Below are 25,920 nucleotides of genomic sequence, written 5' to 3' on the forward strand. Positions count from 1 at the left end.
AGGAATGATATTAGGTGGATAAACAAAAGATGGAATTAACCCGCACACCTTGGTGATGCTACAGAAACCTTTGTTAAATACTTCGACATTAAACGGACTCAAATGCTGGTGGGCTAATTTACTCGCAACATAAAACCACTTAAAATCCCAGTAAGGCGGTTCTGGTCGATGAGTTAGATCGTAAACCAGCCAACCTGTATAACAGAGGAATCTGGTCACAATTAATACAATAATTGTTTGACAAATAAAGTTAACAATAGGTTTAGAAAAAAAACGACTCAACTTTTGGATAGAAGGGTGTTTTAAAAATAAAGAATCTTGCCATGCTTTTCTATCGCAATCTAGTCGCCAACTACGATTGAGGAAAAAAGCGACTGTAATGACAATAAGCACATTCCAAAATCCAAAACTAATCATAGAAAATATTCTCAACTAAAAACCGCATTCAAACCTAGACTATAAACTCCTATTACCCATCTCTACCTAACTCTCTTTTCCCTCTTCTCTCTGCGTCCTCTGCGCCCTCTGCGGTTAATAAAAAAAATCTCAGTGTCACACCCAAGCATTTACGTTACCCTAGTAAATTAAAGCTCTCCCCAACATAATCCATGCTTGCCCGCATCCAAGAACTAGCAGCCACCCTCGTACCCCGCCTCATCGAAATTCGCCGCCACATCCACTCGCACCCCGAACTCAGCGGCCAAGAGTATCAAACCGCAGCCTACGTAGCCGGAGTGCTCGCTTCCAGCGGAGTCCGCGCCACGGAAGGAATCGGCAAAACAGGAGTCATCGGCGAACTCAAAGGTAACAGCAGCGAGTCCGGCTGGTTGGCAATTCGCACCGATATGGACGCCTTACCGATTCAAGAACGCACTCACTTAGAATTTGCCTCGCGCAACGAGGGAGTGATGCACGCTTGCGGCCACGACATCCACACTACGGTTGGTTTGGGCGCGGCGATGATATTGTCTGAGTTAAAAGAAAAATTTTCTGGTAACGTCCGTTTCTTGTTTCAGCCGGCGGAGGAGATAGCCCAAGGCGCCCGCTGGATGATTGCAGATGGGGCGATGCAAGATGTTGATGGCATCCTCGGAGTGCACGTTTTTCCGACGATTCCGGGCGGTTGTATTGGTATCCGCCACGGGGCCCTGACGGCGGCGGCGGATGACCTAGAAGTGATTGTAATTGGCGAATCCGGCCACGGCGCGCGTCCCCATGAGGCGATCGATGCAATTTGGATCGCTTCTCAGATTATTACTACTTTGCAGCAGGCGATTAGTCGCACGCAAAATCCTTTGAGGCCTGTGGTTTTGACGATCGGGCAAATTAGCGGCGGACGCGCGCCAAACGTGATTGCCGATCGCGTAAAATTATTGGGCACGGTGCGATCGCTCCATCCCGAAACCCACGAAAAACTGCCGGCTTGGATCGAACAAATTGTGGCTGGCGTCTGTGAAACTTACGGCGCGAAATATGAACTCAACTACAAACGCGGTGTACCGGGAGTGCAAAACGATCCCAGTCTCACTCAATTACTCGAAGCGACGGCTTTGGAAGCTTTAGGTCGATCGCGCGTTCAAATTTTACCAGAACCATCCCTCGGCGCGGAAGATTTTTCAATGTATTTAGAACACGCACCGGGAACCATGTTTCGCTTGGGAGTGGGACTGGCTGACAAACCCAACTATCCCCTGCACCACCCGCAGTTTGAGGTGGATGAAGCCTCTATTGTCACCGGCGCTGTCACCTTAGCCTATGCTGCTTGTCAATATTGGAAACAGCAAGCAAGTAAGTGATATCGTTTCTAATCGTAGTTGTAGGGTGTGTCGCGATCGACAATCCCTCAACTAATAGCGACAATCTAATAGCAACGCACCCTACCAAATAGCTAACTAACCGTAGGGTGCCCAGCGGGGAAAAATGTTTAGTCTGCGATCGCCACATTCAGCCGCTGGACACCCTACAATAAAAACTAAAACCCTTGATTGTACAGCCAAGTTATGATACTCAATTACAAGTTAAGCATAACAGGTAATGAAGAGCTTTATACTATAACTTTAATTACGAATCTTGTAAAACTATCTGCTATAATTATTTAAGTCACCGCTAAGAAATGCTAGCCATGACCCAAGCTCCTTCAATCAAAACTGAATATCAAGTAACTGTAAATTATCCAGTCTGGCAAAAAGTTGAGCAAATTGCTAAACAATTCAACTTGTCTGTTTCTGAACTATTGGAACATCTAGCTAAGGGTGAACTGAAAGTTGTTGCTGTTTCAACCAATTCGGAAACACTGAGCGATGGCGAGATTGCAAATTATTTCATTTGGTTAGCTTCGCAATCTGATGTAGAAATAAATGCTTACAAGCTACAAAAACTAATGTACTACGCTCAAGCTTGGCATTTAGCAATTTATGGCACGCCACTCTTTAATGCGGATTTTCAAGCGTGGATTCACGGCCCAGTGATTCCCGCTCTACTAGAGGAGTATCAAAGCCAATTTAGCTGGGAACCAATTGCCAAAAAAATCGAACAACCGAAACTTCCCCAAAAAATTGGGGAATTTATCGAAGAAGTTGCTGAGGCATACTTTGAGTACGATGATGAAACTTTGGAACGAATGATTTGCGGTGAAATGCCTTGGCTAGAAGCGAGAGGGAATTTACCCAGAGACGAATCTTGTCATACCATTATTTCTCAAGAATCGATGAAACAATATTATTCGGATCGTGTCAAAGAAGAAACCTCAGCCTAAAATTGTTCCTTCTCAAGGGAAACCGCCGGAAAGTCTGGGATTTTCGTTCAAGTACCTGCAAACTCAGAATGAAAAATTCTCAATTCGCGATCGCGATCCGAATTATTTTACTGCTTTTCTGGAAAGATTGCGCGATTTATCGACATTAACAGCACAAGAAGTAAAGATGAATCGCAGTCAATCTCTTCGCTGTCATCCGATTAAGTGGCGAGAAACAACCGAACCAAATGGGTTTGGTATCCCGAATGAAAAAGAATTGGTAACAGTTCCTTATCAGTTTTCTCTTTCAACGAACGAACACGGTCGAGTGCATGGATTCTTTATTGAAGATGTGTTTTATATTGTTTGGTTAGATCCAAATCACAATCTTTATCAGTAAGCAGTGCTTTTTTGAAAAAGAGAGGCGAGGGGCGATCGCACTTTGTGACAATTTGGGACGTAAGGGCGATCGCGATTTCTAGTAACTAGGATATCAGCAGCTAGGGTTTGGGCTTAATCTCTGGTAATTTCAAACTTAATTGGTCATCTTGATTTAGGTTAGAAGGTAAGCCTATTTTAGAAAAGAACTCATTAGTGAACTTTACAGAAGATTCAACCGCCCACTTAGCACAACCATATCCCAGACACTGGTGCGGGAAAAAAAGGCTTCCTTCTCGTGTCATTGGGTTAATTGTTTGGATTCTACTTTCTAGCTTTTTCCTGAGTTTCTCACTCAAGGTATCTTTATACTTTTCTCCAGTTCCAATCCACTCAGGCTTATAATGGATGAGAGCGTTGCGAAGTAGAATTAGATAATCAACATCTTGGTAGGGAGCTTTTCCGGTATCGAACAGATCTTTGCCTGCTAAAGTAAGAGCAATTTGAAACTTTTGTAGTACAGAAGGCTTAAGATCATCTAATGGACTATAAATTTTGGCGACTTTGGTCTTATTTGGTGGCTTAATTTCAAGTTTCCACATTCTAGCCATCAATGCTATGACATTATGATCCAAACCATTTGAATAAACGCCATCTGCTACATCCGTAAACAATTCGTTGATTGTAGCCTCAAGATAGGAGACTGTAGTGATTATGGAGCCTATAACATACGATCTATGTTTCTCAAACAACTCTGATGAATCTTGGCTGTCATCATACTTATCTTCTATTTCATAACTTAACTTTGCAAAGTGAGCTGCTGCTTTAATATGGCTAAATGATAATTTATGACTCACCTCAAGAGAAGTAATTTCTATCTTAGAGTGATCAGTGTAAATATTTGCGCTTAGAGGATAGTCGGTCATAGCTATTTTATGAGTAAAAGATGGGTTTAAAATCTTGAATCTTCCTGGATAAAATCAGGGCGATTCTGTTTTAATTCTGTTGCTTATTAGCGTGTAGTTGTTTTGATAATCAGCAAGCTTTTGTTTAGCTTGATCTTCCACAAATGTACCTTGAGGAATAGAACTTAACAAGTTGATCGCCTGCTGCAGTTTTGATTGAGCATTCTGCCAGACTTCTTTAGGATGAGGTGGATTATTCACCAGGACGGCGGCTTCCCATGCTAGTTTTTGGGCGGCTTCAAAATTAGTGGCTGCTTTCTGTTCAGTGACAATTCTATTAGTAATCGCCTGATAGTTAGTTCGATAAACAGTTAGCTTTTCTTGAGCTTGAGTTGCAACAGGCGAACTGTCTGGAATTGCCTCTAACAATTTGATTGATTCCTGCCACTTCCCTTGTACTTGCTGCCAATTTTCTAGTGGATGAGGTGGATTTTGAGTCATAACGGCAGCTTCCATTGCTAGTTTTTGAGCTGCGGCTAAATTTGTTGCTGTTGGGTCTGGCTGAGGAGCCGGTGTTAAGGTGGGTGAAGCTTCAGCATTTGGTTTTTGCTCCTCAATATTTAGAGGAATTCCAGAATTTGCTATTGTCTGCTGACTCGGTGAAATCTGAAAGGTAGTTTTCCACCCGACAAAACCCAAAGCTCCTAGAGTCAGTGTGGATAGTATCAGTATCCAGCCACGCCTACCCCCGCGTTTTTGCTCTGAAGACATGGTACGGTCAATAGGATTTAGAGATTCTCCTATCTGTGTGGATCTTTCGCTTTGCTTACGACTAGGTTTTTTTTGTTCCTGCTGACGGCGTTCTTTTTCTAGCTGTTTAAGAGATTGTTCAGCCTGTCCTCTTAAGCTATTAGCACCGTGAAGTAAAGTATTAGCTCTTTCTTTTAAATATACACATTCATTAATGATACTTTCAACAGTTCTAATCTCACCCTTAGAAGATATAATAACTTCTCCCCCTTCGTCCAACCATTCTATCGCAAAAACTGATTCCCCAAAGTAAGAAATCAAAGCTTTTACGAAATCAATAAGCTCATCACTTTCAAAATTATGTAGGATAGTATCTAGTTTTGGCTGAACCTGTTTTAGCTGTTCTTGAGCTCCCTTTATTTGTTGAAGCTGTTGCTTTAAAGCTTCCTCTTCATCAAAGTCAAAGTGAATCCTTAAAGCTTCATCAATTTTTCTAATTTCGTCAGGTAAAGTTTTAAATGTTCTTTCTAACTCTAGCTTACTTAATAAGTGCGAATCATTTAAAATTATCTCGGCTATATTCTTAAGGATCTGACCAAAATCAATTAAATGTTCAACACTTTCTATTAAGTCAACCAGGGATGTTTCTTTATCGGGATCGCCCAATTTGTCTGCAAGCAAGCCGCTCCCCGCTGTGACAAGTGCATCTACTAAAAATCCACCAGGTATGAAGAAGCTGGCAACTGTTCCTAACCAAGGTATCGCTCCCAAAAATCCTTTATTGAATCTCTCATCATTTAAGACTTCTTCAAGTTCCTTTTCAATATAATTTAGTCGATTTTGAAGATTATCAATCTTCCCAATTTCACATCGGATTTCGCTAGGATTGCCAATAGTAAGTTTCATTGCGTCTGCAATTTCTGGCAGTTGGTTTACAAGGTTTTCAATGTCAGCCATGATTTACTCTCCTTTAAATATTATCAATTAATAACCCAAAGACAAGTTTAGCTCCCACTTTTTATCCTTAATTAAATTTAAATTTATTTTACAAAATCCAAACTATCTAGCCACTAAGATTGTTTGATGATTCAAGTATTGTTTCTATTTCATCGGAATAACGGTAAGCTTTTTGCCAAAGTTTACTGATAACTGAGTCCGAACTAAAAGAAATAATTAAGCCTTTTAATTCTGGAAATTCAGCTTGTATAATTGCTCGGAATTGTGAACTTAAAGGTTTATGCGCTACTTTTTGTTGAAAGCATTCCTGAGAAATTTCATAATATAACATATTTTTACTTATAAGTTCACTTAAGTATGGGGAAACATTATAATCCTTGGACTTTTCAAACTTCTGAGTTGCCCATTTAGCTGGAGTTATCACACCTGCTAAATCCACATAGTTGACGCCTATGCTTAATCTAGCATTCACTTTTCTAAATTCATCCAAGGCGGTATGGGCCAGATTAGTTGTTAATAATTTAGCTTCGGATTGAGCCGCCTCAATCAAAATTATTTTTTGTTCTTCCTGCCTTAACCTTTTCTGTTCAGCTTCTTCAGCCCTTTGTAAAGCTTCTAGCTCTCGCTTAGCAGCAACAGCTTTCCCAGTCGGAGTATTTTGATACTTTACATAAGCAATACTTGCTGCAATAGCTAGAATAACTGCCAAGGTGGAATTCACAAAAAACATGAAAAATGCTATTACACTCAGGATGATAAATGCAACATTCCATTGATTGTCTGATAATATTTCTGTTGAGGTTTCATTAAGAATTTGTATTGAGGATTGCTCCTGGCTTGTTTCTGCATACGAATTATTAGCAGAAAGCCGATTTGTAGTATTCACTCCTAGATTATGGGAGGATTGACTTGCTCGTGCCACCAACTCAAACTCTCGATTCCAAGCCGGGAAATCTTCACCCGCCTGCTGCCCGTAAACCTTCACAAAAGCGATCGCCCCCGCCTTCAAATTCGTCAACTCCCTGCGGACAATCCTAACAGCCGCTTCCTCATCAGGAACCACATCCGACTCCAGCATCACCTGTAAACAACCATCTTGCAAACTCGCAGTCGCACTAATCCCTTTATTTTGCAACGGCAGATTTAACAGAGATGCGATCGCCTCCACATCGCCAAGCTTAGCGCGTTCCTTCAAACTAAGCTCATTTGACTCCGTATTTTCACTAGAACTTGCTCGCCCCTCTGTAACATCCGTAACAGGCAAATTTTGCCCCGCTACTTCAAACTCTTGACTCCACGCCGGCACCTTTGCGCCCGTCTGTCGCCCGTAAACCTTGACTTTCTCAATCGATGCAGCCCCCAAACCAGCGATCGACTTACTCACCCACGCAGCTAGGGCTTGCTGATTAGGCGCTTCTGCCGCTTCCAGCATCACCTGCAAACAACCATCCTTAAGGGAAGCTGCGGCGGTGATGCCCTTGGGTTGTAGCTGGCGGTTCAGCAGAAGCGCGATCGCCTTTGCATCTCCCTGTTTCGCGAGTTCCAGAATATTCTGCTGTGTCATAACAGGTAGATACAACTAGCGCTGAGCCTAATATTTTGTGCTTTAAGTATAAATTATTTCCTAATTGCCCAAAATTTTCAAGCCATATAAAGTCATATTTAGTAGTTTTTTCCATCCCAACTAGGTCATAAAAAGTCACATTTAGTTGGTTGCTACTGAAAAAGTCATATTTAGTTGGGTTACAATCAGGTCAACCCCTTGCATATGCCTGACCAATGGACGTTGAAGAAGCTTTAGAATTTGTAGACCATCTAGCTTTGACTACTACGGGAAAACACTTAGATAGTCTGCAAAAAGCTATATTACGTGGCGCTTGGGACAATCAGAAATATAAAGAAATTGCACAGCATCACAACCGTTCAGAGAAATATGTTAAAGAAGTTGGCTTTAAATTATGGAAACTTCTATCAGTGGCATTAGGTGAGGAACAAGTATGTAAAGCCAATTTTCGAGCTAAACTGGAAAACTTACAAGCTTCTAATATTGTCTCACTCGTCGGGAATGGCTGCATCCATATTGGCAACATCTCTGCTGAAAGTTTGCACTCTCCAGAAGTCTCACAATCTGAACTGCAAGACAAGGATAGATTTAACGAAAAAACAAGCAATTCCGAACATAAAATACATTTAGATTTATCCGACGCGCCAGAACCCAACCTATTCTATAACCGCACATCCGAACTCACCACCCTCGAAAACTGGATTTTGGGCCGCACCCGCCTCATCACCATATACGGCTTATCCGGTATTGGCAAAACCGCCCTTACACTCCAACTAATCCCGCAAATTCAACAGGAATTCGATCGCACTATCTGGCGAAGCCTCCGCAACTCTCCACCGCTAGCATCACTCCAAACTGACTTAATTCAATTCTGTAGGGGCGGTGCCCCCGTCCCCGCCCTCTCCGCCGAAGAAAGGGCGATCGCAGGGGGATTGCCACTACTAGAATATTTGCGTTCATCCCGCTGTCTCCTAATCCTCGATGACATACAAACCATTTTCAGCAGCGGACAACTCGCAGGCCACTACCAACCAGGCTATGAAAATTACGGCACATTCTTCAAACAAATAGCCGAGTCATCCCACAACAGTTGCTTAATCCTGTTGAGTTGGGAAAAGCCCAGAGAAATTGCCGCCCTAGAAGGCGAAAATCGCCCTTGCAAATCGCTGCAACTCAACGGTTTAGGCGCGGAAGCAGGGGAAATATTCAGAGAAAAAACATTAGCTGAAGAGGAGAAATGGTCACAACTGATTGACCTTTACCGAGGCAATCCCCTCTGGTTAAATATAGTTGCAAATATAATTCAAGATTTATTCGGCGGCAGCGTTTCCGAGTTTCTCTCCTATGATACCCTATTTTTAGGTGATTTAGAATCTTTGCTGCACCAGCAGTGCGATCGCCTATCTGAATCAGAAAAACAAGTGATATCCTGGTTAGCTAGTGAAGCCGCACCAGTTGAAATATCAAAATTTTCAGCCCATCTCGAATTATCCCCATCAGCCTTATTGCAAGCTGTGCAATCCTTGGGACGGCGTTTATTAATTGAAAAAGTGAAACAAGGTGAGAAAACGCTTTTCACACTCCAGCCTGTATTGATGGAGTATGTGAAAAACCACTTCCTAAAGGTTGGATAGTTTCAGGGCGAATCATGGGAGGCTAGAAACCGGGTTTCTACTTTGTCAGGTGCGTCGCCTGCGAGATTATCGCTCTTTTTTAGGGATTTTCGAGGGAGCCACACCCTACGACTATTTTGTCTGATGCGTCGCTACTTAAGCTTTTTGTCCGCCAGTCCTCCCGCCCACCCGGCACTGGAGCCAGGGAATGAATTCCCCCTCTTATAGCGAAAGTCCTCTCAAAGAGGACTGAATAATTCATTAGTCCTCTTTGAGAGGACTTTCGCTTTGAGGCAGGGGTTTCAACCCCTGTCGGACTATCGGTTTAACGAACCAAACCAGCTAATCTTCGGTAATTCCCCTATAGCAGCGGCCAAATGTGCTAACGTACGATCGCAAATCCCCAAATTTCAACTATCGGGAGATAGATAACCGTGTTCCCTCAAGCACCTCCAACTCCCAATTACAAATGGTTTAGCTGCATTTCTAGCACTGTTTTCACCGCATTGTGCCTGTTGCCCCTTTCCAACGCTGCTGGATACGCCCAAACTCCCCAAAATAGAGTCATCAAAATCGGCGTGGTGCAGCGGTTTGGCACTAAACCTACCGATAAACTAACGCTGAAAGCTTTACCGGGCGACAGCTTAACATTAAGTTACAAAACTCCCCAAGGCATAGAAACCAAAACTACCGCCAGCATCAAGCTAGAAATAGCCAATAAACCTCTGGAAGCGCCATTAGTAGAAGAACGAGTTGTTCTGAGCTCCCACCGCAGTTTTGAGAGTGCAGAAGATAGTGCCAATCAGTGGCGCGCTAAGGGTATTGATGTGGAAATTGCTCAACCTTTGCGCTGGCAAGTTTGGGCGAAAAGAGATACTTACAATTCTCCTTTGGTGCGGCGCTGGCTGTTGCAAAGTTTGCAAGCTCAAGGTAACAAAACAGCTTTTTTAGATACGAAAGTTTTTAAACAAATACCTCAAACGTTTTGGCTGTTAAATGGCTTTCGTTTCAACCGCAATGAGCTGGATGTCACGGCTGGCAAAAATGTAATTGAGGTGTTGGAACAAACTACCCAAGAGGCGACAGCTACCGACCCAGAAAAAGCTATTCAACAAACTCGCCGTTACGGTGGCAGTTTGCACTTACAAAAAAATTCTTACGGTACTTATACTTTAGTCAATAATGTGCCGACTGAAACTTATTTGCGCGGTGTTGTTCCTCACGAAATTGGCGCTTTTGCGCCCTACGCTTCGATTGTCGCTCAAACTATTTTGGCGAGAACTTACGCGCTGAGAAATTTGCGCCGGTTTGCTGTGGATAATTACGAGTTGTGCGCTGATGTTAACTGTCAAGTTTATAAGGGTTTGACGGAGGTTTTCCCGCAAAGCGATCGCGCGATCGCCCAAACAGCAGGTTTAGTCCTAACTTACGAAAATCAGCTCGTAGACGCGCTCTATTCGGCATCTAGCGGCGGCGTGACGGCAACTTTTGGCGATGTGTGGCACGGCCCGGAACGTCCATATTTGCGATCGATCGTCGATTCCCCCAAAAACCTCTGGGATTTGACAAAGCAGAGCTTGTCTGACGAAACCAACTTCCGCCGCTTTATGACTCTCAAAGCAGGCTTTAATGAGGAAAAAGAAGAAACCTTCCGCTGGCGCGAAGAAGTCTCGCTGACATCGATTGGTGGATTTATGCGACAGTATCTTCAGAAGAAAAAGCACCCGCTAGCTAATTTTAAGACTCTCACAAAAGTTGAAGTGGTAGAAAGATCGGCCGCTGGTCGAGTTTTGCAGATGAAGGTACAAACTGATTTGGGCCCCATCGATATTGACAAAGACGAGATTCGCAATGCTTTTTATCCGCCGATTAGCACGCTGTTTTACCTAGATCCAATTTACAATCCAGACAAAACTCTCAACGGTTATGCTTTTGTCGGAGGCGGTTTCGGACACGGCGTGGGAATGAGTCAAACTGGTTCTTACAATTTAGCTAATTTGGGCTGGAATGGCGATCGTATTCTGAGTTTTTATTTTCCCGGCGCTCAAGTTGTGCCCCTCAACGATTCCATTACATTTTGGCGGGAATAGTAGACTTGAATTGCAAAAATCGGAAAACACCCTGAAATTATCTGCGTTTATCTGCGTTTATCTGTCTGACATCTGCGGTTTCTGTATCAATCAAAGACTTATGCAATTCAAGTCTAGTTTATAAGACAATAGGCTTGGGTTAAGACAGATCCCCCCTAACCCCCCTTCCCAAGGGGGGAACAAGAATCTTCTCTTTCGTCCCCGCAACGATGCGGGGGATGCGAGGGGGATCTCCGGGCGATAAACAGTGTTAACCCAAGCATATTGGTTTATAAGACAACACGCTTGGGACAAGAAAACCGGGGGGTTTCTAACCGCTGTCTTATCTCTCTCGCCGTCTTTCAATGCAAAAACCCAGTTTCTTAACGTAATTGAGCGGAAATATCTCAATTACGAAAACCAGAAACCGGGTTAATTAGCGCACCGCGCCTGTGAATCCTTTCTTAGTAGAGAGATTCTTCTTGGTGAGTTTCGATCGTACAATCAGACTTAGGATAAGCGACGCAGGTCAGAACAAATCCGGCCTCGATTTGGTCGTCATCCAAGAAAGATTGGTCAGATTGGTCAATTTCGCCAGCAGTAATTTTGCCAGCGCAGGTGGAGCAAGCTCCAGCGCGGCAAGAATACGGGAGGTCGAGTCCTGCTTCTTCTGCTGCATCAAGAATGTAAGTATCATCATCAACGTCAATGGTCTGGTTAATTCCTTCGGCTTCGCTGATGAGGGTAACTTTGTAAGTTGCCATGCACTAAATCCTCTCAAAAATTCAACAAATTTAATAATTTTTCCTAATGCAACGTTCAAGGCTTTATTAGCTCTGAGGTTAGCTGTTAGGTTCGTTCCCTCTATGATAGTAGGGGAAAGAAGTAAGGTTGCAACACTCATTTACAAAAAATTTGAATGGGATTAGTTATAACTTTTTCTAATTTCATCTTGATTGCTTATATCTATCTTGGGTTCGGCGGTGCGATCGTCTTGTGGCTCCCTTGGCGCCAAACCACCAAGTTTCTAGGAAAAATCTTGGTTTGAGCGGCTAAATACAGCCGGAAAACAGGGTATTTGGTACGCCATCGCCCGATCGACTATCAGCCAGACTTACTTGAGTTTGTCCCCGCAGTCGTGAAGAGTGGACAGTTGACAGTGGACAGTGGACAGTTGACAGCTCGCTCCCCGAGCGAAGTCGAAGGGTTGACCGCTTGACAGTCAGCCCAGTCGTTGGGCGGACTGTTGCACTGTTGTACAGTACCGGCATCAAACGATTTATGCTTAACAGGTACGGGCTTTATTTATCAGATCGTTTCTGTCCTAACCCATGTGGCGGTTGCGATATACCGCACCAGACTTGGGTGCAAGTCTTTAACTATACTAAAATCTAAAATCTAAAATCCTATGACTCAAATTAATACTGGCTTTGGTTTTGCAGTAAATTCTCCAATTCGGGTTGGGATTGTGGGTACTGGTTTTGCGGCTAAGTTGAGAGCCCAGACGCTGGTAGCTGACGCGCGATCGAACTTAGTAGCAGTCGCGGGCCGCAACCCGGAGAAAACCGCAGCATTTTGTCAGGAATTTGGGGCGGAAGCTGAGGTTTCTTGGCGCAAGCTGGTAGAAAGATCCGATTTAGATTTGGTAATTGTCTGTACCGTGAACCGAGATCACGGGGCGATCGTCCTGGCGGCGCTGGAAAATCAGAAGCACGTTGTGGTCGAATATCCTCTATCTTTAGAGGTATTTGAGGGCGAAAGGGCGATCGAGCTTGCCACCCAAAACCAAAAACTCCTCCACATCGAACACATCGAACTGTTAGGCGGTTTGCACTGCTCCATCAAAGAATCCTTACCATTAATCGGTAAAGTTTTTTACGCCCGCTACGTCACGATTACGCCCCAGCGCTCCGCACCTGAGCGCTGGACTTTTCAACATTCGTTATTTGGTTTTCCCTTAATCGGCGCCATCTCTCGACTCCACCGATTTACTGATTTGTTCGGAGAAGTCGCAACCGTTAACTGTCAAACTCAATTTTGGGACACACAGCCGGATTTATACAAAGCTTGTTTGTGCAACGCACAGTTGCGCTTTACCAATGGCGTACTCGCTGAAGCTGTTTATGGAAAAGGCGAGACTTTTTCCCAGTCAGAAAACATTTTTACCATCTACGGAGAAGCCGGAACGTTGATTTTTACTCCCGAATCCGGTCAATTAATTCAGGGAGAAAATCGGCAAACTCTCAAAGTAGGAACGCGCCGCGGTTTGTTTGCTAGAGATACGGAGATGGTGTTAGATTGTTTGTTAAACGGTACGCCTTTATATGTCGAAAATACAAATAGTTTGTACGCTTTGAAGGTTGCTGATGCTGCCAAACGATCGAGCGAAACTAGGCAAAATGTAGCGATGGGTAATTTATGATTGGACATCATAAGTTTGTAGTGATGACTTCAGTCCTCAGTTGATGTTTGTAGTAAATCAGGATTCTTCATCCTGACTGCGAACAACTTTTATTTATGTACAATGCTGATATATCCAGGCTGACTTTTTACGCGATCGATCCAAGCTTGAATTGCTGGAAATCTGGTTAAATCAAATCCGCCTTCGCCCGCAACGTGCGTGTAAGCAAATAAACCGATGTCAGCAATCGTATAGCGATCGCCCGCAAAAAAGTCATGGTTTGCTAAATACTGTTCCATCACGCCCAAAGCAGCATAACCGGGCGCTTGTTTTTGTTGGAGTGCTTCTTGATATTCTTCAGCTTTTCCTGTCATGTACCAAAAGCGAGAAGTCGCAATAAAAGGTTCGTGGCTGTACTGTTCAAAAAATAACCACTGCATAACTTGAGCGCGTTCAAATTTATCTGTGGGGAAAAACTCTGTTCCTTCGCTCAAATAAAACATAATTGCATTTGATTCAAAGATAAATTTATCCGGTTCTATTTCTAAAACAGGAATACGCCCGTTAGGATTTTTTAGCAAAAACTCAGGAGTTCGACTTTCTCCTATGAGAATGTCAATTTCGATTTTATCGAAGGGAAGATTAAGCTGATTTAAGAGCAAGCGGATTTTGTAGCAATTCCCAGACGGAGAATACTCGTAAAGTTTAAACATCTTTTTTTTACCGCAGAGAGCGCAGAGAGCGCAGAGAGCGCAGAGTTGAGAACGAGAGAAGTTTACAGATTATTGTAGCATTGGTGGGTAAGATCAGAATTGCTACTTTCAGAAGTAATATGGTTAATGTGCAACCCAGATCGAAGTTCGTGGATATTGGAGACTCAATGAAATTTGACAGTAAAAATTCTCACTTAACTTCGGAAAATATCGGCTTAATCTACGGTTTTATCGGCGTAGTTGGATTCAGCTTGACACTACCTGCAACTAGAGCTGCTGTAATCGATTTAGATCCGCTGTTTGTAGGTTTGGGACGCGGATTGGTAGCAGCTATACTCGCGGCATTTACTCTGTGGTTCACGCATCAAACTCTTCCTTCAAAACAGCAATTTCGGAGTTTGTCGGTTGTCGGATTGGGAGTTGTTTTGGGATTTCCGGTACTATCGGCTTGGGCTATGCAGCAAGTACCTGCCGCCCACGGTGCTGTGGTGTTGGGATTGTTGCCTTTGGCGACAGCAATTGCGGGGGTTGTGCGAGCAGGCGATCGCCCTGACTTCACTTTTTGGATGGCTAGCATTGTCGGTAGTGCAACTGTTGTCGGTTTTGGAATTATTAGCGGTGCGGGACAGTTGCAGCTTGCAGATTTAGCGCTGTTTGGCTCTGTAATTGCTGCTGCTTTTGGCTATGCTGAAGGGGGACAGTTGGCTAAGACTTTAGGTGGCTGGCAAGTTATCTGTTGGGCCTTGGTTATCGTCGCTCCTTTTGAGGTTTTACCGACAATATTTGTGGTATTTAAACATGGGTTGATTGCGGAACCCATCGCCTGGTTGGGTTTTGCTTACGTGAGTATTTTCAGTCAATTTATCGCCTTTTTTGCCTGGTATCACGGGATGGCGATGGGTGGAGTTGCACGGGTAGGTCAAATTCAGTTGTTGCAACCATTTTTGACGCTGCTGGCTTCGGCTATTTTGCTTGGTGAAACTCTGGAGCCCATCGCCCTTGGCACCGCTTGTTTGGTTGTGGCGAGCGTAGCTGTGGGTAAAAAAGCCTCAATTAAGCGCGCAGAAGATTTGTGAGGATCTCGACTCTATCTAATGACAGATGTAAAGCTGGGACTATTTGTATTAAATACAAACAATTAACTAAACCTTTAGGAAAATACTAATGTTAGATATTGATGAAATGAGTTCAAAAGAAATACACGAACTCCTACACAAAGTAGGATACGGTCATCTGGGCTGCATCCACGAAGGCAAGCCCTACGTAATCCCCATGAATTATTATCTCGAAGCAGAGGACATTTACCTGTTTACCACGATCGGCATGAAGACTCACGATCTTGATGCGAATCCAGAAATTTGTTTGCAAGTTGAAGAAATACGCGAGCCACTTCACTGGCGCAGCGCGATCGTCAATGGTCGAGCTTTGCGTGTGACAGAGCAAGCAGATATCGATCGAGTAATGCACCTCGTCAAAGAGCGCAATCCCACACTTTCACCTGCGATCAATCGCACCTGGATCGATAGTCAGGGACGTTCCGAGGCGATCGCAATTTACCGCATTGATGCGAGTGAGATGAGCGGGCGCACGACTGATGGAGTCAGCAGTCGCTAACAACCGAGATATTTCAGAGGAAACAGAAATATGGTTGCGACTTTCGATCCCAATACTGCATACGAACTCTACAAATCTGCGGGTAAACCCAACCGTTCTGATGCGCCAAAACGCCTCGCTAGAGTAATAAATCAGCGATATATTTATCTTACGAAAACCTCAGATTTCCTTCACAATTTAAAGCTAATATGAAAAACAATAACTCAGCGACATCAAAGAGTTATTTCAGTTTTTCACCAGCACAATAGTAGATAATGTCACTTTTGTGTTCGGATAGCAATTTAATCACACTATTGACAACTCTCATAGACTCAACTAAAGCTGAGGACTATGCCAATACAGCGATCTTATTCGCAATGGCGACGATGGAAGAAGCCGAAGCAGCTACCTTGAAAGCGATTAGCACCAGATTGGATGCCACAACTGCTGCGGGAACTACGCAGAAGTAGCCAGGAGGAAACGGCAGTGCCGTTTCCCTACGCCGATTAATTGTAGGGAAACGGCAGTGCCGTTTCCTGACTTTTGCTTTTCAAATGCGCGAATTTTACCTAATTTAGGAGAGATTTTTTTGAGCGAAGTAATGCAGATTATTCCGCTATTTTTGTTTGAGATAGAATTTTATTAAAACATTCAAAAGGTAGAGATTATATGCGGCAGTTTCTATAAATATTCAATCAAAAGGTAGAGGTTATATTCGGTAATTATTGTTAAGATTCAGTTGGCGAGTCGAGTCAAAGCGATCGCACTTGGGGAAAATCAGTGATTTATATCAATTCCGCTGGCATCGGAATTAATATAACCCGAAATCAGGGACAAAACTACAATAAATCATGGTAGGGAAACGACTGTCTTGTCACTCTATATCATTCCAGCGTAGCCGGAATTGATATTACGTGCGATCGCCAACCGTAACCGTCCTCCAACTATTGAAACTGATGATAATCGTCCACCATTTGAATAATTCTCGTTCCCAGCGCATCTTGTGGTTGCTAGAGGAACTGGGACTGGAGTATGACATCAAGCATTACGAGCGTGACCCCGAAACCCTACTAGCGCCAGCATCCCTGCGTCAGGTACACCCACTCGGTAAATCGCCAGTTATAACGGACGGGGCGCTAACTTTGGCAGAGTCGGGAGCCATCATTGAGTATCTGGTTGACAAATATGGTACAGGAAAGTTTGCCCCTCCACCCGATACATCCGATCGCCTGCGATATACTTACTGGCTGCATTATGCCGAAGGTTCAGCTATGCCGCCGCTGCTATTGAAGTTGGTCTTCGATCGCATAGAGCAGCAGCCCATGCCGTTTTTTCTCAAACCGATCGCGCGATCGATCGCCAGTCGTACCAAAACTTCGTTCATCGAACCTCAAATCAAGCAGCATCTTGATTACCTGGAAGCAGAGCTAGGAAAAAGCTTGTGGTTTGTGGGAAATGAATTCACCGCAGCCGATATTCAGATTAGCTTTCCGATCGAGATAGCAGTTGCGCGAGGAGGTTTAGATGCCAGCCGACCAAAATTGATGGACTTTCTCGATCGCATTCACACCCGCCCAGCTTATCAACGAGCATTAGAACGAGGCGGCGCGTACAAAGTTGCGAGTTAACTTGACAGGGTTGGCAATTTCTACCCTACAGTCAACTTCCGTTTAATTCCACTTTTGTACTTAGTAACTATTTCATGTCTCGGCTGCTTTACACTACTTTTTCACAAACAATCATCATGGTGAATAACATGGAAATGACCAACAAAATTGATATAAACAAATCAGTGCCTCGCGAGCGGTGGGGTGAATTTTTCGATCAGTTTACCGATGGCAATCGGGGACGGCATATTTCGATCGAAATCATCGATGCAGAAGCAGGTGATGCAGAAGTCATTAAGAATGCACCTCTTCATGCAATTGTTTACGATCGCCCTGGCAAAGGAGATGATTTGGTAATTGAAGTGGGTAAAGATCAGGTGACTTACGCTCACACGGTCGATTCGCCCACAGAAGTTTTAACCGGACAAAACTCAAACGGTGCGATCGTAGCGCTGCGGATTAGTGACGCTGCTGGGACGCAAACATTGATCCAGCTACAAGCTAGTTGAGCTGGTTGAATAATCCTGATTTCAGCAGCGAACATCAATGCACTTTATGAAATCGCTATTGATGCAGATGACATTGCTGGCGCGATCGCGTATGTTATCGAGCAGCCGGGTGATGTTGATGTGAATCAAATCATCATCCGTCCGACACGTCAAGAACTTGAGAGTGACAGAACATGAAACAGCGAAAACTGGGGAATCAAGGATTAATCGTCTCGGAACTAGGACTCGGCTGCATGGGGATGTCCGAATTCTACGGGACAACCGATGAGTCAGAATCGATCGCCACAATTCACCGCGCCTTAGAACTAGGCGTGACTTTGCTAGACACGGCTGATATGTACGGTGTCGGTCACAATGAGGAATTAGTGGGTAAAGCGATTAAAGACTGTCGCGATCGAGCGATCGTCGCCACCAAGTTCGGCAACGTGCGCGGTAGCGACGGCAGTTTTCAGGGCGTCAACGGCAAACCCGAATATGTCCGCTCTTGTTGTGATGCCAGTCTCAAGCGTTTGGGCGTCGAGACGATCGACCTTTACTACCAGCACCGAGTCGATCCCAATACTCCGATCGAAGAAACCGTCGGCGCAATGGCAGAACTCGTCCAAGCCGGAAAAGTGCGCTACCTCGGCCTTTCCGAAGCCGCCACCAACACCATCCGCCGCGCTCAAGCAGTGCATCCGATTTCCGCACTTCAGACGGAATATTCGCTGTGGAGTCGGGAACCAGAAACCGAGATTTTGCCCACTTGTCGGGAGTTAGGGATTGGCTTTGTGCCTTACAGCCCCCTCGGGCGCGGGTTCCTGACGGGCAAAATCAAGAGCCTCGATACGCTATCGGAAGGAGACTATCGATCGCAAAGATATCCTCGCTTTCAAGCCGAGAATATCCAGCAAAATCTGGAACTCGTCGAGAAGATCGAGCAAATGGCAGCTACTAAAGGCATCAAAGCCGGACAGTTGGCCCTGGCTTGGGTATTAGCCCAAGGCGAAGACATCGTGCCGATTCCAGGTACCAAACGCCGCACCTATCTCGAAGAAAACATTGCCGCCGCAGAGATAACGCTGACTCAAGCCGAACTAGACCAAATCGCCAAAGCACTTCCGTTGGGAATTGCGGTGGGCGATCGCTACCCCGACATGAGCAGCGTCAATCGTTAGAATTTGGCGCTAGTAATTAGACCTCTCCCATAATTGTGGAACAGGCATCCTGCCTGTTCAAGAAAGGCTTTTTGCCAGATGTCTATTGCATAGCAGTCAAATTAGCAGATACGCACTTTACTGCGAAATTCTGGGTGCATCTCAATGAGTGCAAATATATTCGTAGGGGCGAAGCATTCCGGCAGTAAATCTTTGCTTCTCACTAATAAATTGTCTGCCGGAATGCTTCGCCCTTGCACTCATTGAGATGCACCCGAAATTATCAACAAATCCTCACGAGCACAATCCATGAAAACAAATGCCTACGCCGCCCAAAACGCCACGAATCCACTCGCACCCTTCAACTTTCAACGCCGCGATGTCGGCGAGCACGATGTGCAGATCGAAATTCTATATTGCGGCGTGTGTCACTCCGACTTGCATACCGCCCGCAACGAATGGCAAAACACCACATACCCTTGCGTGCCCGGTCACGAAATCGTCGGACGGGTTGTAAAAGTTGGCGCGCACGTCAAAAAATTTAAGGAAGGCGACACCGCAGGAGTCGGTTGCATGGTCGATTCCTGCCGCACTTGTGCCAACTGCGAGGAAGACTTGGAACAGTTCTGCGACAATGTGACTTTCACATACAACTCCCCCGACAAACACGTTGGTGGCACGACTTTCGGGGGATACTCTGACAGCATCGTCGTAGATGAAGCGTTTGTGCTGCAAGTTCCAAAGAATTTGAATCTCGCCGCCGTCGCCCCGCTGCTTTGCGCTGGAATCACCACTTATTCCCCATTGCACCGCCACAATGTTACCAAAGGTCAAAAAGTTGGTGTTGTGGGACTCGGCGGACTGGGACACATGGGGGTGAAATTGGCGAAAGCTTTGGGCGCCCATGTCGTCGTATTCACCACCTCATCGAACAAAGTTGAAGATGCCCTGCGCCTGGGAGCAGATGAAGTCGTCAATTCCAAGAATGCCGACGAGATGAAAAAACATTTGAATAGTTTCGATTTCATTCTCGACACTGTATCGGCGCAACACGACATCAACGCCTACCTGCTGCTATTAAAACGCGATGGCAACCTCACCCAGGTCGGCGTACCGGAAAAACCGCTTTCTCTGAATGTCAGTACCTTGATTTTTGGTCGGCGCACTCTCGGTGGCTCCCTGATTGGTGGCATCAAAGAAACTCAGGAAATGCTGGATTTCTGCGGCAAGCATAACATCACTTCGGATATCGAACTCATCCCCATTCAGAAAATCAATGAAGCCTACGATCGCCTGGTGAAAAGCGACGTGAAATATCGCTTCGTTATTGATATGGCATCGTTGCAAGAGGCCGGGTAAAGGTTTGTAGTGTGGAATGCAAGTCCGCTCTTTATTGCGGACTTGCATTCCACACTACGAACTGTTTTTGTTATAGTAATCGACCGAACCTGATATAAATCCCCATAGAAAAACCTCACGCTTTCCACTTGACAGTCAACTGTCAAATGTCAATTGTTTAATTAACATCAAGGATAAAAATTATGACAGATATCATCAGCCGCGAAATTCACCTAGTCTCCCGCCCCAACGGAATGCCAACCGCAGCTAACTTTACGATCGCCCAAACCCAACTCCACCCAATTCAAGACGGACAAATACTCGTTCGCAATCTCTACATTTCGGTAGATCCCTATATGCGCGGACGCATGAACGAAAGCAAATCATATGTGCCGCCCTTCGAGTTAGGCAAACCGCTACAAGGCGGCGCAGTCGGCGAAGTCATCGAATCCCGCGCCCAGGAATTCAAGCCCGGCGATGTCGTCACTTCCAACTTTGGCTGGCGGGAATACTTCACCGCAGCGCCGAAAGAGTTGCATCCCGTCAGCAGCGAAATTCAACCGCTATCGGTTTATCTCGGTGCCCTGGGGATGACGGGGATGACGGCTTGGGTGGGGTTGAATTTGGTAGATGTCAAAGCAGGCGACGTAATTTTTATTTCCGGTGCCGCCGGCGCGGTGGGAAGTGTGGCGGGACAATTGGCAAAACTGCGCGGCTGTCAGGTCATCGGCTCAGCAGGTTCCGCCGAAAAAGTCAAGTTTCTGCTGGAAGAATGCGGATTCGATCGCGCTTTCAATTACAATTCCGGCCCAGTCCTCGAACAACTCAACCGCGAAGCACCAGACGGAATTGATGTTTATTTCGACAATGTAGGAGGCGAAACCCTGGAAGCGGCGCTGTCAGCCTTGCGCGTGCACGGCAGGATTGTCGCTTGTGGCAGCATCTCTGGTTACAACAAGCCGCAGCCAGGCCCGAACAATCTGTTTAATATGATTGGCAAACGGTTGACGATGAAAGGGCTGATCGTTAGTGATTGGCTCGATCGTCAAAGCGAATTTGAGCGGGAAGTTGGCGGTTATTTCCAAGCTGGAAAATTAAAAAACCAGGAAACAGTGGTAGTAGGAATTGACCAAGCCGTAGATGCGTTCATAGGTCTTTTTGAAGGCAAAAATCTTGGCAAAATGGTGGTAAAATTGGATGAGGTGGCGACTAATTAGTGTCAACTTAAGGTACAACCAATAGTCCGGCAAGGGTTGAAACCCCTGCCTCAAAGCGAAAGTCCTCTCAAAGAGGACTGAAGAGAAGAATTTTCAACTAATTAGTCCTCTTTGAGAGGACTTTCGCTATAAGAGGGGGAATTAATTCCCTGTCGGTGCCGGGTGGGCGAGAGCGATTTGGCGGACTCACAGCTTGAGTTGACACTAATGGTGGCGACAATGGAATGGGCACAGCCGTAGAGAATTATTTGACGTTATTTGGTTTAACTAAAGTATGGATCTCAAACTATCAGGCAAGGTTGCATTGGTCAGCGGTTCAACGGGTGGAATTGGACTGGCAATTGTTACCACACTTGCTGAAGAAGGAGCGACGGTAATTGTCAATGGCAGAACGCAAGAACGCGTAAACAATGCGATCGATCGCATTCAGCAAAGTGTCCCGAATGCCAAACTTCAGGGAATTGCTGCCGATTTGGGAACGCAAGCAGGCGTTGAATTGTTGCTTCAAAAAGTGCCATTCGTCAACATTTTGGTGAATAACTTAGGAATTTATGCCTCCAAAGCATTTGCAGATATCTCCGATGAAGAGTGGATGAATATTCTGGAAGTGAACGTGATGAGCGGTGTTCGGCTCTCGCGCCATTATTTGCCGCTGATGCTGAAGCAAGATTGGGGACGGATTATTTTCATCTCTAGTGAATCTGGCTTGAATATTCCCGCCGAAATGATTCACTATGGCGTTACCAAAACTGCACAATTGGCATTGAGTCGCGGTTTGGCGGAAACAACTGCGGGCAGTCATGTAACTGTAAATACGGTATTGCCGGGCCCAACCCGTTCTGAAGGTGTGGAAAACTTTATCCAGGGATTATCTAAGGATCAAAATATTTCGATCGAACAAGTTGAGAAAGAGTTTTTTACTAAGATGCGTCCATCTTCGCTGATTCAGCGATTTGCTTCAACGTCTGAAGTTGCTGCGTTAGTTGCGTTTGTTGCCAGTCCCTTAGCTTCTGCGATTAATGGTGCTGCCCTGCGAGTCGAGGGTGGAGTAGTGCGATCGATTGTGTAACGAAGTTTTTACCTTGATGTGCTGGAAAAATCTCTCATTCCCTACATTTTTGAACAGAATGCTTTCATTCAAACAAAAATAAGGAGCGTTACATTTCATTAACTCACCCTAAAGCGATCGCTATTACTGTGAGTCGTGAGTTTTAGGCGATCGCTCAAACCCAGTAAATTTATCCTAGTTTGGTTATTTATCCGCATTCTAATCACTATCTTGCTCTAAAAGATTGCTGGTGATGGAGCAATTTATGGAACGAGGGGCGATGTTCCGCTACTACTCCTTGCCGATCGCGCTGCCATCTTTCCTGGACACAGTTTAACACACCTGCTATTTTTCCAAGCCAAGATTTGGAATTTTTGCGCTTTCAATCCTATTTTCCTATTATATTAAATAGGTGAGCAAATTTGTCTGAATAAAAGTAATGCAACGATTTAATCTAACTATACTCAAACAGTTCTGGTCGATCGCCAAATCTTACTGGTCAAGCGATGAAAAATGGCGCGCGCGCGGCTTATTGCTATTAGTCATCCTGTTGTCGTTTGGCTACACGGGACTAAGCGTGCTGCTCAACAACAAGCGAGGCGAGCTAATCTCGGCATTGTCTGCTCACGATGAAGCTAGATTTTGGCAAACAATTCTAATTTTTGCCGGCACATTAGTCGTTTATGCACCACTATATGCGGGCTATGATTATTTGCGCGATCGCCTGGGCTTGGAATGGCGGCGCTGGCTGACTAACTATTTTGTCGATCGCTATTTCCAGAATCGGGCATTTTACAATCTCAATCATGCCGATGCTGACATCGATAACCCCGATCAGCGGATTGCTGAAGATGTTAAAAGTTTTACCCAAGAATCGTTAAAGCTACTGCTAGTAGTAGTTGATTCGTTGTTAGCTGTAGCGGCATTTAGTGGGGTGCTCTGGGGCATTTCTCAGCCGTTAATCTTGTTTTTGGTGCTCTACGCCCTGGTTGGAACCTTGGCGACGGTTGGGGTATTCGGGAAGCCCTTAATGCGACTCAATTTTGGGCAGCTTAAAAAAGAGGCCGATTTTCGGTTTAGTTTAGTGCGGGTGCGAGAAAATGCGGAGGCGATCGCCTTTTACCAGGGAGAACCGCGCGAGTCAGCTCAAATTAAAGGCAGATTTGTCGAAGCTTTTGATAATTTCAAGCGCTTGATTTTTTGGGAGTTGAATCTCAATATCCTGACTAACGCCTATGAATTTATCCCGTTCATTTTGCCAGCAATTGTAGTCGCTCCCGGCATTTTTGCGGGTGATTTAGAAGTTGGTAAAGTTACCGAGGCGCAAGGAGCTTTCATTCGAGTCTTTTTCTCGCTCAATCTAATTGTGGCACGCTTTCAATCCCTTGCTACTTTTGGCGCGGGTGTCGAGCGTTTGTACACCTTTTTAGAGTGTTTGGAAACTCATCACTTAACTTCTCAGGAGTCTGAGGGCGTTGAGAAAACAAGTATCAAAACTGAAATTGCCGATCGACTGGCGATCGAAAACATGACCCTCCAAACACCTAACCGCCAACGGACTTTGGTGGAGGATCTATCCGTGAAACTCTCTACTGGCGAAGGTTTGCTGGTGAGAGGGCCTAGCGGTTGCGGCAAGAGTTCTTTGCTAAGGGCGATCGTTGGACTGTGGGATGCAGGTACTGGTAAAATTTTGCGACCGACCCTTGATCAAATGTTGTTTTTGTCGCAGCGACCTTACATGATTTTAGGGACGTTACGAGATCAAATGCTGTATCCAAATATGAATTTGGAAGTTGAAGATTCGCAGCTCAGGGAAATTTTGCTCCAGGTAAATTTACCCAACTTAGAACAAATGTATGGAGGATTTAACACAGAACAAAACTGGGCGGAGCTTCTATCTTTGGGAGAACAACAGCGCCTAATTTTCGCACGCCTGCTGCTCAACAAACCTAGTTATGCAATTTTAGATGAGGCTACTAGCGCCCTTGACTCTAGTAATGAAAAACACTTATACCAACAGTTACAAGCCTCTGGCATGACATTTTTGAGCATTGGACATCGAGAAAGTTTGAGTAATTATCACCAAACTATTTTGGATTTGACCGCCGATCGCACCTGGTATTTAAAAGCTTCTGAAGTTCTAGCTATTTTGCCTTCTGATAATCTTGTTGTTGAAGATATCAAGATAGAAATGGAGGAGACGGCAGTGCCTTAGTCCCTACCCCGATTAATTGTAGGGAAACGGCACTGCCCATTGGTGTCAACTTAAGGTACAACCCATAGTCCGGCAAGGGTTGAAACCCCTGCCTCAAAGCTAAAGTCCTCTAAAGAGGACTCATGAGTTCTTCAGTCCTCTTTAGAGGACTTGTGCTATTAGACAGGGGTTTAAACCCCTGGCGGACTGCCGGGTGGGCGGGAGGACTTGGTGGGCTGACACTTAAGTTGACACCAAGGGGCGCTGTAGTGTCCTGATTTTGAGATTAATAGCGAAAATTTACTTCGACGATCGCGCATTCTCAACAATTACTCCATCCACCATCCGAATCACCCGTTTTGTCCTCGCGGCGACATCAGCATCATGGGTGACGATCGCGATCGTTGTACCTTGTTGATTTAATTCTGTCAGCAGATCCATAATCTCTTGAGAGGTTTGAGAATCCAGTGCTCCAGTTGGTTCATCCGCCAAGACTAAGGCTGGATGATTGACTAAAGCACGGGCGATCGCCACTCGCTGTTGCTGTCCGCCTGACAACTGATGGGGACTATTCTGGAGTCGATCGCTCAAACCGACTTGTACTAATGCTTCGGTAGCTTGCTCGATCCGTTGGGAGCGATCGACATCGGCATAAATCATCGGTAGCATCACATTCGCTAGTGATGTGAGCCGTGGTAATAGGTTGAACTGCTGAAACACGAACCCAATGTATTGATTGCGGATATCTGCAAGTTCATCATCATCGAGGGTTGTGAGATTTATACCTGCTAAGAAATACTCCCCGCTTGTGGGACGATCGAGACAACCAATGATATTCATCAGTGTCGATTTTCCCGAACCAGAAGCCCCCATAATCGCTACATATTCGCCCTGTTCGATCGACAAATTAACGCGCTTGAGGACAGGAACATCGATCGTTTCCAAGTGATAGGTTTTGGTAATGTCTTTAAGCAGAATAATGGTTGCCATAGTTATTCACCAAATATCAGGGGTTAAATTCTCCCACCTTTATAGGTGGATCGTAGTACGCTTCCATCGCCCTAGGAACAAAGGCGGGAGCAACTCTATGTTGGAAGGGCGAAGCATTTCGGCAGACAATTTATTAGTGAGAATCAAAGATTTACTACCGAAATGCTTCGCCCCTACGAATATATTTGCAAAAATGAGATGCAC

General features: G+C 45.0%; 24 protein-coding genes. 17 read left to right on the plus strand and 7 right to left on the minus strand.

Annotated features, from left to right (window positions below; genetic code table 11):
* Positions 1–219, minus strand: a 219-nt coding sequence (locus QT974_RS08935; RefSeq protein ID WP_333468153.1) for a hypothetical protein, incomplete at its 3' end; no start/stop codon positions are given.
* 389 nt (positions 220–608) lie between these two features.
* Here QT974_RS08935 and QT974_RS08940 point away from each other — a divergent pair.
* The 3 genes from QT974_RS08940 (at position 609) to QT974_RS08950 (ending at position 3,134) form a co-directional block, all read left to right on the plus strand.
* Complete coding sequence (locus QT974_RS08940) at positions 609–1,796, plus strand: M20 family metallopeptidase (RefSeq protein WP_333468154.1); 1,188 nt, start codon at positions 609–611, stop codon at positions 1,794–1,796.
* 326 nt (positions 1,797–2,122) lie between these two features.
* The gene (locus QT974_RS08945) at positions 2,123–2,755 is read left to right on the plus strand and encodes a Panacea domain-containing protein (protein ID WP_333468155.1); all 633 of its coding nucleotides are present in this window, start codon (positions 2,123–2,125) and stop codon (positions 2,753–2,755) included.
* Positions 2,730–3,134, plus strand: coding sequence for a hypothetical protein (locus QT974_RS08950; protein ID WP_333468156.1), 405 nt, complete (start codon positions 2,730–2,732; stop codon positions 3,132–3,134). Before QT974_RS08945 ends, QT974_RS08950 begins: the two co-directional genes overlap by 26 nt.
* A 100-nt stretch (positions 3,135–3,234) precedes the next feature.
* Here the strand turns inward: QT974_RS08950 and QT974_RS08955 are convergent, their stop codons facing one another.
* From QT974_RS08955 to QT974_RS08965, 3 genes are all read right to left on the minus strand, one after another.
* Complete coding sequence (locus QT974_RS08955; protein ID WP_333468157.1) at positions 3,235–4,038, minus strand: hypothetical protein; 804 nt, start codon at positions 4,036–4,038, stop codon at positions 3,235–3,237.
* Between the two features lie 54 nt (positions 4,039–4,092).
* The gene (locus tag QT974_RS08960; protein WP_333468158.1) at positions 4,093–5,724 is read right to left on the minus strand and encodes a hypothetical protein; all 1,632 of its coding nucleotides are present in this window, start codon (positions 5,722–5,724) and stop codon (positions 4,093–4,095) included.
* Positions 5,725–5,830: 106 nt separating this feature from the next.
* Positions 5,831–7,288, minus strand: a complete 1,458-nt coding sequence (locus tag QT974_RS08965) for a hypothetical protein (RefSeq protein WP_333468159.1) — start codon at positions 7,286–7,288, stop codon at positions 5,831–5,833.
* A 215-nt stretch (positions 7,289–7,503) separates the two neighbouring features.
* On the opposite strand from QT974_RS08965, the gene QT974_RS08970 reads away from it, so the two are divergent.
* Both QT974_RS08970 and QT974_RS08975 read left to right on the plus strand, forming a co-directional pair.
* The gene (locus QT974_RS08970; protein WP_333468160.1) at positions 7,504–8,922 is read left to right on the plus strand and encodes an NB-ARC domain-containing protein; all 1,419 of its coding nucleotides are present in this window, start codon (positions 7,504–7,506) and stop codon (positions 8,920–8,922) included.
* A gap of 413 nt (positions 8,923–9,335) precedes the next feature.
* Positions 9,336–10,991 (plus strand): SpoIID/LytB domain-containing protein, encoded by a 1,656-nt coding sequence (locus QT974_RS08975; RefSeq protein ID WP_333468161.1) that lies wholly within the window; start codon positions 9,336–9,338, stop codon positions 10,989–10,991.
* 443 nt (positions 10,992–11,434) lie between these two features.
* Here the strand turns inward: QT974_RS08975 and QT974_RS08980 are convergent, their stop codons facing one another.
* Entirely contained in the window at positions 11,435–11,734 is a 300-nt protein-coding gene (locus tag QT974_RS08980; RefSeq protein ID WP_293129326.1) for a ferredoxin, read from the minus strand.
* 155 nt (positions 11,735–11,889) lie between these two features.
* Between QT974_RS08980 and QT974_RS08985 the strand changes: the two genes are divergently transcribed.
* Together QT974_RS08985 and QT974_RS08990 are read left to right on the plus strand one after the other, a co-directional pair.
* Positions 11,890–12,018 (plus strand): hypothetical protein, encoded by a 129-nt coding sequence (locus tag QT974_RS08985; protein WP_333468162.1) that lies wholly within the window; start codon positions 11,890–11,892, stop codon positions 12,016–12,018.
* 360 nt (positions 12,019–12,378) lie between these two features.
* On the plus strand, positions 12,379–13,392 hold the full coding sequence (locus QT974_RS08990) for a Gfo/Idh/MocA family protein (RefSeq protein WP_333468163.1): 1,014 nt from the start codon (positions 12,379–12,381) through the stop codon (positions 13,390–13,392).
* Positions 13,393–13,481: 89 nt separating this feature from the next.
* On the opposite strand, the gene QT974_RS08995 is transcribed toward QT974_RS08990, so the two are convergent.
* Positions 13,482–14,084 carry a glutathione S-transferase family protein gene (locus QT974_RS08995; protein WP_333468164.1) on the minus strand — a complete coding sequence of 201 codons (603 nt, stop codon included), beginning with the start codon at positions 14,082–14,084 and terminating at the stop codon, positions 13,482–13,484.
* Positions 14,085–14,251: 167 nt separating this feature from the next.
* On the opposite strand from QT974_RS08995, the gene QT974_RS09000 reads away from it, so the two are divergent.
* From QT974_RS09000 to QT974_RS09045, 10 genes are all read left to right on the plus strand, one after another.
* Entirely contained in the window at positions 14,252–15,160 is a 909-nt protein-coding gene (locus QT974_RS09000) for a DMT family transporter (RefSeq protein ID WP_333468165.1), read from the plus strand.
* A gap of 88 nt (positions 15,161–15,248) precedes the next feature.
* Complete coding sequence (locus tag QT974_RS09005; RefSeq protein ID WP_333468166.1) at positions 15,249–15,698, plus strand: pyridoxamine 5'-phosphate oxidase family protein; 450 nt, start codon at positions 15,249–15,251, stop codon at positions 15,696–15,698.
* 293 nt (positions 15,699–15,991) lie between these two features.
* A complete protein-coding gene (locus QT974_RS09010) occupies positions 15,992–16,147 on the plus strand; it encodes a hypothetical protein (protein ID WP_333468167.1) in 156 nt (51 codons plus the stop codon).
* Positions 16,148–16,633: 486 nt separating this feature from the next.
* Positions 16,634–17,305: a glutathione S-transferase gene (locus tag QT974_RS09015; RefSeq protein WP_333468175.1), complete on the plus strand. Its 672-nt coding sequence runs from the start codon at positions 16,634–16,636 to the stop codon at positions 17,303–17,305.
* Between the two features lie 74 nt (positions 17,306–17,379).
* Positions 17,380–17,793: a DUF5335 family protein gene (locus QT974_RS09020; RefSeq protein ID WP_333468168.1), complete on the plus strand. Its 414-nt coding sequence runs from the start codon at positions 17,380–17,382 to the stop codon at positions 17,791–17,793.
* Between the two features lie 173 nt (positions 17,794–17,966).
* Positions 17,967–18,950 (plus strand): aldo/keto reductase, encoded by a 984-nt coding sequence (locus QT974_RS09025; RefSeq protein ID WP_333468169.1) that lies wholly within the window; start codon positions 17,967–17,969, stop codon positions 18,948–18,950.
* 288 nt (positions 18,951–19,238) lie between these two features.
* Positions 19,239–20,288: an NAD(P)-dependent alcohol dehydrogenase gene (locus QT974_RS09030; protein ID WP_333468170.1), complete on the plus strand. Its 1,050-nt coding sequence runs from the start codon at positions 19,239–19,241 to the stop codon at positions 20,286–20,288.
* Positions 20,289–20,470: 182 nt separating this feature from the next.
* A complete protein-coding gene (locus QT974_RS09035; RefSeq protein ID WP_333468171.1) occupies positions 20,471–21,484 on the plus strand; it encodes an NADP-dependent oxidoreductase in 1,014 nt (337 codons plus the stop codon).
* 274 nt (positions 21,485–21,758) lie between these two features.
* On the plus strand, positions 21,759–22,553 hold the full coding sequence (locus tag QT974_RS09040; protein WP_333468172.1) for an SDR family NAD(P)-dependent oxidoreductase: 795 nt from the start codon (positions 21,759–21,761) through the stop codon (positions 22,551–22,553).
* A gap of 418 nt (positions 22,554–22,971) precedes the next feature.
* Positions 22,972–24,747: an ABC transporter ATP-binding protein/permease gene (locus QT974_RS09045; protein WP_333468173.1), complete on the plus strand. Its 1,776-nt coding sequence runs from the start codon at positions 22,972–22,974 to the stop codon at positions 24,745–24,747.
* A gap of 279 nt (positions 24,748–25,026) precedes the next feature.
* On the opposite strand, the gene QT974_RS09050 is transcribed toward QT974_RS09045, so the two are convergent.
* The gene (locus QT974_RS09050; RefSeq protein ID WP_333468174.1) at positions 25,027–25,716 is read right to left on the minus strand and encodes an ABC transporter ATP-binding protein; all 690 of its coding nucleotides are present in this window, start codon (positions 25,714–25,716) and stop codon (positions 25,027–25,029) included.
* Positions 25,717–25,920 lie beyond the last annotated feature (204 nt).

It is taken from the genome of Microcoleus sp. BM001215392, from assembly GCF_036700185.1.
Taxonomy (GTDB): domain Bacteria; phylum Cyanobacteriota; class Cyanobacteriia; order Cyanobacteriales; family Microcoleaceae; genus Microcoleus.